The sequence below is a fragment of the Umezakia ovalisporum Ak1311 genome, assembly GCF_029891685.1.
Lineage (GTDB): Bacteria > Cyanobacteriota > Cyanobacteriia > Cyanobacteriales > Nostocaceae > Umezakia > Umezakia ovalisporum.
The window spans coordinates 22,829-33,811 of sequence record NZ_JANQDJ010000076.1; the positions used below are offsets into that span (position 1 = coordinate 22,829).

At 40.3% G+C, this 10,983-nt stretch carries 6 protein-coding genes and 1 pseudogene; 3 read left to right on the plus strand and 4 right to left on the minus strand.

Features of this window, described 5'->3' with window-relative positions:
- Nucleotides 1–83: 83 nt before the first annotated feature.
- Nucleotides 84–1,373: a cell division protein FtsZ gene (gene ftsZ, locus NWP25_RS14695; protein WP_280651025.1), complete on the plus strand. Its 1,290-nt coding sequence runs from the start codon at nt 84–86 to the stop codon at nt 1,371–1,373.
- 327 nt (nt 1,374–1,700) lie between these two features.
- Here the strand turns inward: ftsZ and gshB are convergent, their stop codons facing one another.
- From gshB to hflX, 3 genes are all read right to left on the minus strand, one after another.
- The gene (gene gshB, locus NWP25_RS14700; protein WP_280651026.1) at nt 1,701–2,669 is read right to left on the minus strand and encodes a glutathione synthase; all 969 of its coding nucleotides are present in this window, start codon (nt 2,667–2,669) and stop codon (nt 1,701–1,703) included.
- Between the two features lie 259 nt (nt 2,670–2,928).
- Nucleotides 2,929–3,192, minus strand: coding sequence for a glutaredoxin 3 (grxC, locus tag NWP25_RS14705; protein ID WP_280651027.1), 264 nt, complete (start codon nt 3,190–3,192; stop codon nt 2,929–2,931).
- A 557-nt stretch (nt 3,193–3,749) separates the two neighbouring features.
- Nucleotides 3,750–5,534: a GTPase HflX gene (gene hflX / locus NWP25_RS14710; RefSeq protein WP_280651028.1), complete on the minus strand. Its 1,785-nt coding sequence runs from the start codon at nt 5,532–5,534 to the stop codon at nt 3,750–3,752.
- Between the two features lie 265 nt (nt 5,535–5,799).
- Here hflX and NWP25_RS14715 point away from each other — a divergent pair, with 265 nt between their 5' ends.
- The gene (locus tag NWP25_RS14715; RefSeq protein ID WP_280699679.1) at nt 5,800–9,588 is read left to right on the plus strand and encodes a class I SAM-dependent DNA methyltransferase; all 3,789 of its coding nucleotides are present in this window, start codon (nt 5,800–5,802) and stop codon (nt 9,586–9,588) included.
- On the opposite strand, the gene cofG is transcribed toward NWP25_RS14715, so the two are convergent.
- A complete protein-coding gene (gene cofG, locus NWP25_RS14720; protein WP_280651030.1) occupies nt 9,585–10,538 on the minus strand; it encodes a 7,8-didemethyl-8-hydroxy-5-deazariboflavin synthase subunit CofG in 954 nt (317 codons plus the stop codon). The two genes, NWP25_RS14715 and cofG, sit on opposite strands and share 4 nt — an antisense overlap.
- 333 nt (nt 10,539–10,871) lie before the next feature.
- On the opposite strand from cofG, the pseudogene NWP25_RS14725 reads away from it, so the two are divergent.
- A pseudogene (locus NWP25_RS14725) lies at nt 10,872–10,983 on the plus strand (photosystem II q(b) protein); the annotation flags it as partial.

Here is a 10,983-nt window from a genome sequence, read left to right on the forward strand (position 1 = left end):
ATAAATTTTGGCAGTGTCAAACTATGGTTGACTCTTAGGTGAATAACACCTGAAAAAGTCCTTTATCTAGCTTTAAAAATCCAATGACACTCAATAATAACCAAGGGCTTACCTATAAAAACTCCCAGTCTCTCGGGCAGCAAGGCTTTCCGTTAGCAGTTAACTCCACTAACCCCCTTAACAACTCTGGGATGAACTTTGGACAAAACCATGATAATAAAAAGATTTCTACGGAGAATAGCCGTATTGGTGAGATAGTACCGGGTCGAGTTGCCAACATCAAAGTGATTGGTGTCGGTGGGGGCGGTGGAAATGCGGTTAACCGCATGATTGAGTCTGATGTCACAGGAGTAGAATTTTGGTCAATCAACACCGATGCTCAAGCTTTGACTTTGGCAGGTGCCCCCAGTCGATTGCAAATTGGACAGAAACTAACAAGAGGTTTAGGTGCAGGCGGTAATCCCGCCATTGGTCAAAAGGCAGCTGAAGAATCTCGAGACGAAATTGCTACAGCTTTAGAAGGAGCGGACTTAGTGTTCATCACCGCTGGTATGGGGGGCGGTACTGGCACAGGTGCAGCCCCAATTGTGGCAGAAGTAGCAAAGGAAATGGGAGCTCTGACAGTGGGCGTTGTCACACGTCCATTTATTTTTGAAGGCCGCCGTCGTACTAGCCAAGCAGAACAGGGTATTGAAGGGCTAAAAAGTAGAGTAGATACGCTAATTATTATTCCCAACAATAAATTGCTGGAAGTAATACCAGAGCAAACCCCTGTACAAGAAGCTTTTCGCTATGCAGATGATGTACTGCGTCAAGGGGTACAAGGTATTTCCGACATTATTACCATCCCTGGCTTGGTCAACGTTGACTTTGCTGATGTCAGAGCTGTGATGGCAGATGCGGGATCAGCATTAATGGGTATAGGTGTCAGTTCCGGAAAATCAAGAGCAAGAGAAGCAGCAATCGCGGCTATTTCTTCGCCTTTATTAGAATGTTCCATTGAAGGAGCTAGAGGAGTTGTCTTTAATATTACAGGTGGTAGTGATCTGACTTTACATGAAGTAAATGCTGCGGCCGAGGCAATATATGAAGTAGTTGATCCCAATGCCAACATTATTTTTGGAGCCGTGATTGATGACAGGCTCCAAGGTGAAGTGAGAATTACTGTTATTGCTACTGGTTTTACTGGTGAAATACAAGCAGCACCAACCCAAGCTGTGGCCGCCCCCAGGGTAGTAACTACTTCTAAGCGCTCAACGCCACAGCAACCAACAGTTAATTCTTATCCCCCCACACCAGTTACCGAAACAAAAGAAAAAACCGGGTTAGATATTCCAGACTTTCTCCGTAGTCGGCGTACACCCCGTAATTAATAAATTGGCTATTAAAGTGGTAGATAAAACTTGCAGTCTCAGGTTTAGCTGAAGACTGTATAAAATCTATTAGTTTAAAGTTTCACAATCAAATTGCCGCAAGGCAGGGAAGGCGCTGAATAAATCATATCGTAAACTTTCCTTACCATGGCTTCAGCCCGGTTAGCAACATCAGTTTAGAATCCCCTGTGATTCCATCCAGGGGATAAATCAACCGCACAACAAAACACCAAGGATGCCGTCGGCACTTTTTTTGTGGCAGTAAATTACCAAAACTAACCCACAAAAACAGTGTTTTAAATAGTAACTTTAATCAGGCAAATTTTGTTATTTTTTTAAAGTTTGCGAAATCCATGACATCACTTGTTCACCTAAGCGAGTACCATCTAGTCGGTCAATTTCACGAATTCCCGTAGGGCTCGTCACATTGACCTCAGTGAGATAACCGCCAATGACATCAATCCCCACAAAAATTAAGCCATCTTGACGTAAACTCGCCCTTATTTCGGCACATATTTCATCCTCTCTTGGGGTAATGGTCGTTGGAGCAACAGTACCACCAGCAGCCATATTATTACGAAAGTCACTACCACTAGAAAGGCGATTGACCGCGCCAATTGGTTCTCCATTCAGGAGGATAATTCGCTTGTCTCCCGCTTTAGCTTCTGGTAAATAAGTTTGCACCATTACCGGCAACCGACCACGTAGGGTACTGAGTTCAACAATGGAATTAAAGTTGCGATCGCCTGGTTGTAAGAATAAAATTCCTTCTCCAGCCTTGTTACCCAAAGGCTTGATAATTGCTGCACCCTTAGCCTCAACAAATTTCCAGATAAACTGCTTGTCTGCACTGACAATGGTTTCTGGAATCGCATTAGTAAATTGCAGAGCATACATTTTTTCATTTGCTTTGCGAATACCACTGGGATTATTAATCACCAGAGTTTTTTGTTGATTGATGTAGTCTAGAACGTAAGTAGCATAAAGGTAAGAATCATCAACTGGTGGATCTTTCCGCATAAAAACAGCATCCATTGCTTCTAAAGATGTAAAGCAGGGATCACTCAACTTATACCAAGGATTCGCCGCTACCCAGCATCCCTGTACTAACTGCACTGGAACAAGTTCTATCTGCCGTAACATCCCCCAAGCTTTGCTACCCACCACACTCAGCAGACTTGTCTCAGTTACCCAAATTTCATGTCCCAAGATTTGTGCTGCTTCCATAAGAGCAACACTAGTATCATGACAGGGGTCAAGCTCATGGATGGGATCAATAATAAAAGCCAGTTTCACCTTATTTGCCTCAATCATCCAGAATTTTTAGACTACCAAAAATTTGGCTTTAAAGCCCGGTCTTTCCAGAACGGCTTTTATTCAACTTCCTAATTAACTCCCTAATCTCATGATTTTTCACAAAGAGTTAGTCTTTAAGCCTGTGTTTCTAATTCACAGTAGCTAAAGCCACAAATTGCCTACATCCCCGCGTCTAAAGGCTCCTTTTCCGGTAAAAACCACTTGACAACACAATGGCTGCTGGGGAAAAAATCCCATGTCAACCAGAAGCTAATAACTCATCGAGCTTCCCTTGCCTTTCTAAATCGTGGATATCATCACAACCACCAACATGGTAATCATTAATAAAAATTTGCGGCACTGAACGTCTCCCCTTAGCTCTTTTAGACATTTCATCTCGTGCTGCTTCATCTCCATCAATGCAATATTCGCTAAAATCAATGCCCTTTTTGTTCAACAAACTTTTAGCACGAATGCAAAAAGGGCAAGTTCTCCAAGTGTAAATTTCGACTTTGGCAGCCATAATATCCTCAATTAAATTTAATGCTTCTTAAACTTTATAATTTCACCATTAGCACCATGTCATGTATGCTAACTCCACCATGCTTAAGCATAGGCGGTTTAGAAAATCGGCAATTTAGGCTTCCCGCCCAATAGAAAGCGTAGTAGTGGATTTCTTACTTCCTCCCTTACTACGACTTACAGTCAGTAATTTTATGGACAAATGTCCTCAAGTTACTTTTCCCGGTGTTACCCGGAATGGGTAAACTGCAATACCCTCTATCCCTCCAGAGTAAACAAGGTTTGCTATAAAAGAGTATAGTACAAGATTTGCTCCTTTCCCCCATATCTCCTATCTGAAGGACTGCTAAGTTTTTCGGCCCAGATCCAAAACTTAACCCCAAGGGTTTTCAGCCTATTTTCTCATGGGTGAAAGGCTTCCTGCGGTTTAAGCTAAAATCCCTTGCCCTGGTTTGAATCTGAACCTCACTAAATCTGAACCTCACTAAGGTGTAATAGTTCTCACCCCTCGTAACCACCCCACCGTGCTTGTATAGATTTCAATGGCAAACAGTAAAATTACCGACAGTCAACAGCATATTGAATTAGTTGAGTAAGACGTTGGCGTAGAGTTTCTAATCCCAATCGCTGACTTGCTGAAATAAACACAGCCAAGGGAAATTCTTCTCGAGCTAGGGCCAGTGTTGCGCTGTCTACTTGGTCAATTTTGTTAAAAATAACCAATGCTGGACCGGGAGTAACAGGCATTTGTGCCAAAATTTCCCTCACCGAGCGAATATGGCTCAACCAAGCAGGATGAGATAAATCAACTAAATGCAATAGAGCATCAGCCTCTGTCACTTCTTCTAAAGTGGCGCGAAAAGCATCCCTTAAGGAAGCAGGTAGCTCGTGTATGAAACCCACTGTGTCCGTTAGTAGAATCTCTTGAGTTTCACCACTTTCGCCATGAGAAATTACTAAGCGGCGGGTAGTAGGGTCAAGAGTAGCAAACAATTGGTCAGCAGTGTAAACTTCAGCATTGGTCAAAGCGTTGAGCAAAGTAGATTTACCCGCGTTAGTATAGCCAACCAAAGCCACAGAAGGAACTTCCTGATGTTGTCGTCTTTGACGCAACCGCGAACGATGTGCCTGCAACTGATTTACTTCTTGTTGCAATCGGGAAATACGTTTTTGAATCGCCCGACGTTCTGTTTCCAGTTTAGTTTCACCAGGTCCACGAGTACCAATACCACCACCTAATCGGGACATATCCAGACCCCTACCACTTAGTCGCGGCATCATATATCCTAACTGTGCTAGTTCTACTTGCAACTTACCAGCACGGGACTGAGCCCGTTGGGCAAAAATATCTAAAATCACTTCAGTGCGGTCAACCACCCGGATACCAATTTTCCTCTCTAAATTACGGACTTGGGCTGGTGAAAGGTCGCGGTCAAAAACCACAAGATTAGCTCCTAGGGTTTGGGCAGTTAAGGCAATTTCCTGTACCTTACCCTCGCCAACTACCGTTTGCGGATGAATACGCGATCGCTTTTGTTGTAACGTTTGCAATACATCTCCACCCGCTGTATCCACTAACCTAGCCAATTCTGATATCGTGTCCTGAAATCTCTGAACAGATGTACTATCCGTCATCAGTCCCACGATAATCACCCGGTCATGGTCAGCAGCTACCTCCTGGGCGACAAATTGCCGTTGGAATTCTGCTTCCAGACCCTCTACCAACTCGATAAAATCTTGCTGACACAGCATATCTAAACTCATAGGCGGCGATACCCTAGAGTAGAGTGCTAACTCATCAGCCGGGGAATTATCCTTACAGGAAGCCTCTCTCGACAACCTTTCGCTAATTCCTGATGGGGAAGTTGACAGTGGGTGATTGTTGTTAGATACTAAGTGAGCCAAATAAGTTTCTTTGACGTACCCAGTAGACCCTCCACCGCGCCGTGTAAATCCTGTGCCAGTAATATTTAGCACCACCAAAGCATCTAAGCGTTGCAGCCCCATGGCAGTTAGTGCCCCTTCATTAGGGGGTTCTGCCTTGAGATTGGTAGCTATACAACGAATACCACTAAGACGTTCCGCACCGTAACGAGGCAATTCTAGCGGTGGGATTTGTGTTTGGCGCGGTGTACCCACTCCCACACGAATCACTTGTCCGCGACGGTTGAGATAAGCGCACACAGGTTGATTAATTTCTGTAGTCACTGCTGCTAAACGCTGGCAAAATTCAGGGGTAGCAATGCGATCGCCGGGTATGCGCTGGTGATACAGTCGCTGTAGTTGCTTCAGCTGACTGGACTTAAGACCTTGAAGATTTCCAAAAATAGTTTCTATAGGCATTTCTGACCAGTAAATGGCCCCTCAAATCATTACCTATGTCTATTTTACAACAGGCTTTTGTCTGTCAACCGCTACTTGTCACAAACATTGACTTCCACAGGAGCATAAAAGCGGTTATCCCTTTTTGCGTTGATTGCTCAAATTTTGTATCACCGACGCACAACAGTCAACAGTCAACAGTCAACATTTCTGTCCCGAAATAAAAATCAATTTGTTTAATTTACCTAACTACCATTTTTGTTAATTTTCACATTTTAAGGCACAGATGACTAAAATTCTCCCAAAACAAGCGTTAAATAAAGCCTTCCTCAAAGTTAAACCCTACAGAAATCAAATTGAACTATTTAAAAATAATCTCACCACCCTCATACAGCAAATTAACGAAGAAGAAACAGAAGAATTTCATAAAAATCTCATCGCTGATTTCTTCAAAAATACTTATTATGGTTCCCATCATTTTATTAATACCAAAGGGCGCAATGACCTAGTTATTCATAACGGTAAAAACCCTGACACCACTGTAGGGGTAATTTTAGAAACCAAAAAGCCTAACAATAAAGGCGAAATGTTGACAGTTGAAAATTTAAATACCAAAGCTCTCCAGGAATTAGTGTTATATTTTATGCGGGAGAGGCTCATCAATAAAAACCTAGAAATTAAGTATTTAATTGCTACTAATATCTATCAATGGTTTATTTTCGATGCCACTGATTTTGAAAAAAGTTTCGTAGAAGATGTTGAATTTGTCAAGCAATTTCATAATTTTGAAGCCGGAAGATTAACCAGCAAAAAAACCGAATTTTTCTATAAAGAAATCGCTCAACCAGCTATTACTAAAATACAAAATTCCCTAGTCTTTACCCACTTTGACCTGAGAGAATATGCAGAAATAGTTAATAACCCTCAACAAATAGACCACCATCAACTCATTGCACTCTTTAAATTACTTTCCCCAGAACATTTATTAAAACTACCCTTTGCTAACGATAGCAACAGTCTTGATCAAGGGTTTTATAGTGAATTATTACATATCATCGGTTTAACAGAAACGAAGGAAGGTGGTAAAAAAATTATCCAGCGTCAAAAACCAGATGCAAGAAATCCAGGTTCACTCATGGAAAATGCAATTTTTCAACTTGATAGTTTAGATAAAATCTCCCGCTTAGAAAAGCCAGAGCAATTTGGACTAACCGAGCAAGATAGACTATTTAATGTTGCTTTAGAATTAGCAATTACTTGGATTAATCGCATTTTGTTTCTCAAACTGTTGGAAGCTCAATTAATTCGCTACCACAAACATGATATCTCCTTTGGCTTCCTCAACCTAGATAAAGTTAAGAATTATGACGATTTAAATAGTTTGTTTTTTAGTGTGCTAGCTCGTCAACCAGAGGAAAGAAATCCGAATTTACAAAAGATATTTACCCATGTTCCCTATTTAAACAGTTCCCTGTTTGAACCTACAGATATTGAACAGGTGACCATTTTTATTAGTAACCTCACAGATGAGCATCTAAATATTTTTAATGCTACCGTCTTGAAGGATAGCAACGGAAAGAAACTCACAGGCTCACTCAGAACCTTAGAATATTTGTTTCAATTTCTCAATGCTTACGACTTTAGCAGTGAAGGATACGAAGATATCCAAGAAGAGAATAAAAGATTAATTAATGCTTCTGTACTGGGTTTGATTTTTGAGAAAATTAACGGATATAAAGATGGTTCCTTCTTTACTCCCGGTTTTATTACTATGTATATGTGTCGGGAAACAATTCGCCGCGCTGTTGTGCAGAAATTTAATCAAGTTAAGGGGTGGAATTGTCAAAATATCCACCAATTGTATGACAATATTAGCGATAAACAAGAAGCTAATCAAATTATCAATAGTTTAAAAATTTGTGACCCCGCAGTAGGTTCAGGACATTTTTTAGTTTCCGCTCTCAATGAACTCATTGCAGTGAAGAGTGAGTTAAAAATACTATTAGATAGACAAGGTAAAACCTTAAGAGATTATCAAATTGAAGTAGTAAATGACGAATTAGTTATTACTGATGATGATGGATCTTTATTTGAATATCATCCCCACAACAAAGAAAGTCAACGGGTACAAGAAGCCCTATTTCATGAAAAACAGAATATTATTGAGGAGTGTTTATTTGGTGTAGATATTAATCCCAACTCAGTGAAAATCTGTCGCTTGCGGTTGTGGATTGAGTTATTAAAAAATGCCTACTATCAAGCTGATGGCAATTACACCAACTTAGAAACTTTACCGAATATTGATATTAATATCAAGTGTGGTAATTCTTTAATTAGTCGTTTTGCATTGGATGGTGATTTACGACCAGCTTTGAATAAGAAAAAATATACTATAGATACTTATCGCCATGCTGTGCAAACTTACCGCCATGCTGAAAATAAGCAGCAAAAGCGGGACATGGAAAAATTAATTAATGATATTAAGGGGAATTTAAAGAATACCCTAGCACTGGAAGACCCCAATAAACAGAAGTTAAGAGGGTTGGAGGGTGAGCTTTATAATTTAGAAAATCAGGTTTTGTTGTTTGAGGAAACCAAGGAGGAAAAGAAGGCGCGGGAGAAAATAAGTCTTAGGCTAAATAATCAAATTTCTCAGTTAAAAGCTGAAATTGAGGAGATAGAAAGCGGCAAGATTTACCAAAACTCCCTAGAATGGCGCTTTGAATTTCCCGAAGTATTAAATGACCAAGGTGTTTTTGTGGGGTTTGATGTAGTCATTGGTAATCCTCCCTATATTAGACAAGAGGAAATTAAAGATATGAAGCCAATTCTACAACAAACCTATCAATGTTATGTAGGTACTGCTGATATATTTGTCTATTTTTATGAACTAGGTTTAAAGTTATTAAAACCACTAGGTCATTTAACCTATATTTCCTCTAACAAATATTTTCGCGCTGGTTACGGAGAAAAGTTACGCCGACTGTTAACAAAGAAAACTACAATTTATAATTTAATTGATTTCGGTGATTTTCCAGTTTTTGAAGATGCCATCGCCTATCCTAGCATTATTGCTTTAGGCAAGTTACAACCCCAGGGTAATGAGGTAGGGGCGTTATCTTGGGATAGAGCCATACAAAAAAATATAGCCCAGTTTCCCAGGGTGTTAGATGAACAAGGTTTGATAATTTCACAGGAGAATTTAAAACCTGATGGGTGGAGGCTAGAATCTTCTCAAGTATTGGAATTACTAATAAAACTACGCAATATTGGTCAACCTTTAGGAGAATATGTCAACGGTAGATTTTACTATGGTATTAAAACAGGGTTAAACACAGCATTTGTGGTGGATCGCCCTACCCGTGATAAATTAATTGATGAACATCCTTCCTCTGCTGAGGTGTTAAAGCCTTTTTTACGCGGTCGGGATGTTAAGCGTTGGTGTGTTGATTCTGCTGATTTGTATCTCATTAAAATAGAATCTTCAGAAAATAAAAAACATCCTTGGTCTGATGATCTGGAAAAAGAAGCAGAGAAAATTTTTGCTAAAACATATCCTGCAATTTATCAATATTTTGAGCAGTTTAGGAAATCATTAATTAAACGATGCGACCAGGGTAAATTTTTTTGGGAATTGCGCTCTTGTATTTACTGGAAAGAATTTGAGCAACCTAAGATTATTTATCCCGACATTGCAGTTACTTGTCAATTTACTTTTGATAATGAGCATTTATTCCCTGACTGCACACTATTTCTAATTCCCTCTGATCGGAAACATTTAATTGGACTTTTTAATTCAAAAGTTGTACAGTTTTTCATTAATCAGATTTGTCCTGCAATTCGTGGAAATTTTAGACGTTTTAAGTCAATCTACGTTTCTCAAATACCCATACCCAAAGCTACAAAAACACAGCAGACATTATTAGAAAAACTAGTTGAGGAAATTCTCACCGCCAAACAAGCAAACCCCCAAGCAGACATAACCCCATTAGAAGCAGAAATAGACCAAATAGTTTATCAACTTTATAACCTAACACCAAAAGAAATTAAAATCATCAAAGGTCAAATAAGTTAACCGCGCCATTGTTCCACAGCCATTTTCAAATCATCACTCAACCAATCATCAAACTGGGGATATATAGGTAAACGTGGTACTAACTCCCACCCCCCACACCGTAAAACTTTTCTTAACGCCTCTTCTTGAATATGAGGATAGTCAGGATTCACCTCATCCTTGGGACCAATCCCGCCCAAATCTCTCGCACCAGCAGCTATACAAGCCAGCAACCATTCCTCATCCTGAACTAAATTTGGCGGAATTTGAATTGTAATATCTGGCGGTAAAATTTCACGGGCTTTAGTAATCACCCTCCTTAGTTGGTAGGGGTCAAAAGCTCCCCAGTCAAAGCTTTGCTGATTTCCTGGGCTGTGGGGTTGTAATATAACTTCTTGAATATGATGATAACGTTGATGTAACTCAGATATAGCCTTTAAAGTTTCCCACCAATCATCTTCAGTTTCCCCAATACCCAAAAGTAACCCCGTAGTAAAAGGAATCTGCAACTCTCCCGCCCAGATTAATTGTTGTAATCTAGTTTCCGGTAACTTACTCGGTGCGTGGCGATGAACAGTATTTAAAAGTGCTGGGGTTAACTGTTCCAGCATCAAACCCATAGAAACATTGACATTCTTCAGCCGTTGCATCTCAGCCAAACTAAGTATTCCAGCATTAGTATGGGGTAAAAATCCCAGAGACAAAGCCAACCCACACAAATCATAAATCCTCTCAAACCATTGTTGACGCAAAGGTGAACGGGGATGGACTTCACCACTGAGAATCAGGATTTCACACACTTTCTGGCTGGGAAGTTGTAGCAAAACCCTTTCCGCTTCCGATAAAGTCATCCAGGGACTTTGACCCGGTTCACTGCGAAAGTTGCAGTATGTACAGCCATTGAAGCACTCGTAAGTCGGAACAATAGTATAAGCCCGACTAAAAGTAACACTGGGAGGAGAAATTGACATATTTCCCAACCTAACTTGCAACAATATTCTCAACAATATTCTAAGTATCATTGCTTATCCATAAAATGTACCTAACCTTAACACCAATAATATTCAGTCAGTTTGAACCCACCTCAGCTATGAGACAAAGAACTTATTCCCCCAACGCAGCTCCCAAACACCCAGAGCTTATTTCCTGAGTTCCTTGCACCATAAGCTTTTGGCACGTTAGAGAAAATTAACGTAAAAATTTTTGTAAAAACTCTTTACAAATCGAAATAATTCATTTACTATGTGAACAACAGGTACAAACACCTACCTGATTCATACAAAAACAAAAGCAATCATAAACAAATGACCACAACCTTACAACAGCGCCAAAGCGCCAACGTATGGGATCGCTTCTGCGAGTGGATCACCAGCACCGGCAACCGCATCTACATCGGTTGGTTCGGCGTACTAATGA